The 1669-nt window shown below is 66.9% G+C and carries 2 protein-coding genes; both read left to right on the top strand.

Going from position 1 to position 1669, the window contains the following annotated elements; all coding sequences use genetic code 11:
* The first annotated feature begins 206 nt into the window (after positions 1-206).
* Complete coding sequence (locus B7G52_RS23040) at positions 207-1373, top strand: MFS transporter (RefSeq protein ID WP_240523596.1); 1167 nt, start codon at positions 207-209, stop codon at positions 1371-1373.
* Positions 1370-1654, top strand: coding sequence for a hypothetical protein (locus B7G52_RS23045; RefSeq protein WP_096699983.1), 285 nt, complete (start codon positions 1370-1372; stop codon positions 1652-1654). The genes B7G52_RS23040 and B7G52_RS23045 overlap by 4 nt, the downstream gene beginning before the upstream one ends.
* The last annotated feature ends 15 nt before the right edge of the window (positions 1655-1669 follow it).

Consider the following 1669-nt stretch of genomic DNA (forward strand, 5'->3'; position numbering starts at 1 on the left):
CCACCCCCACCGCGCGGCCAACCCCAAGCCGCGCGCGTTTCGCGCCCTCCGGGCACAATCAGCGAATAGCCGGAACGCAGACACTCTCTTTTTTATAGCAGCCTGCGTCCATCTGTATTGGGCTGAGGCCGTTTTTCATTGATTATTTCCAGAACTTGCCCGGTGCACGTCAAAACGCCCGGGTGCTGTTTGCCCACCTGCATCCCATGCCGCCTGTTCTTTATTTCTTCGCCCTGTGCAACCTGGTGATCGGCAGTGGCGCCTTTGTGCTGGGCGGCATTCTGGTGCCGCTGAGCGAGTCGCTCCACATCAGCCTGGCCGCGGCCGGCCAGGCCATGACGGCCTACGCGGTGTCCACCGCGTTGCTGGCGCCGGTGCTGATCATGGCCACCGCACGCTGGCCGCGCAAACGCGCCGTGCAACTGGCACTGGCCCTGTTTGCCGCCGGGTGCCTGGTGTGCGCGCTGTCGGGCAGCCTCGTCATGCTGCTGCTGGGCCGGGTGCTGATGGGCGCCGGCGCGATGTTCAGCGCCGCGGCCTCGGCGCTGGCCGTCAGCCTGGTGGCGCCGGCGCTGCGCGGCCGGGCCTTGTCCATCACCTTTCTGGGCATGAGCATCAGCTATGCGGTGGGTGTGCCGGTCGGTGCCTGGCTCGGCTTTGAATACGGCTGGCGCGTGCCGGTCTGGCTTTCGGCAGGGGCCAGCCTGGCGGCTTTGGTGGCGGCCAGTTGGCTGCTGCCCGCCAACATGGCCTCGGCCGGCGCCAATTTTTCCGGCTTCGGCGCGGCGGCGCGGCAACCGGCCGTGCTGCGCACCTGGCTGCGCACGCTGCTTTATTTCGTGGCGATTTTCAGCGTGTTTGCCTACATCGGCCCGGTGCTGCAGGCGCTCAACACCCTGAGTTCCACGCAGTTGTCCATCACGCTGGCGGTGTTCGGCCTGGCCGGGGTGGCCGGCACGCTGTCGGGCGGCTGGGCCAACGACCGCTTCGGTTCGCTGCCCACCATGCGCGTTCAACTGGCGGTGCTGGTGACCACCATGGCCGTGCTGCCGCTGACGCGCGGCCACCTCTACGCGACCATGGCCACACTTGTCGTCTGGGGCATCGCAGGTTTCGGCGTGATGGCGCCGCAGCAAAGCCGCCTGGCCGGCATGGCACCGGCCCAGGCGCCGTTGCTGCTGAGCCTGAACGGCTCCATGCTGTATGTGGGCACGGCACTGGGCGCCGTCATCAGCGGCGCCATGCTGGACCACCTTCATCTGTCGCAACTCGGCTGGGTGGGCGTGCCCTTCGGCCTGCTGGCGCTGCTGACGCTGGCGTTTGAACCGGCGCATGTCCGGCCTGTGGCCGGTGCCGCCACCGGATCGCCATGACGGCCCGTGATCAGCTCGCCAGCCTGGCCACTGCCTTGCAGCAGTTGCGCAGCGATGCGCTGGGCATACCGGCGTTTTCCCAGCTCGCGCAAAGCCAGACGGCGCTGCAAGCGGCACTTCCGGCAAGGTATGCCGAGGTGCTGCAGCAGTTGCTCGACAGGCTCGAGTCCAGTGCCCTCTTCAGCGAAGAAAGTTGCTCGTTCAGCCAGAAGGAACTGCTGGACAGCCTGCAGCTGTGGATGGACAAGGCCCAGACCCTGCTTGACAAGACCAGTCCATGAACACGCCACCACCAC

The sequence above is a fragment of the Polaromonas sp. AER18D-145 genome, from assembly GCF_002379095.1.
In the GTDB taxonomy this organism is placed as follows: domain Bacteria; phylum Pseudomonadota; class Gammaproteobacteria; order Burkholderiales; family Burkholderiaceae_C; genus Polaromonas.

What these genes read in the sequence shown, in the direction of transcription:
- B7G52_RS23040 (WP_240523596.1), top strand. Translation starts at nt 207, where the DNA reads ATGCCGCCTGTTCTTTATTTCTTCGCCCTGTGCAACCTGGTGATCGGC.
- B7G52_RS23045 (WP_096699983.1), top strand. Translation starts at nt 1,370, where the DNA reads ATGACGGCCCGTGATCAGCTCGCCAGCCTGGCCACTGCCTTGCAGCAG.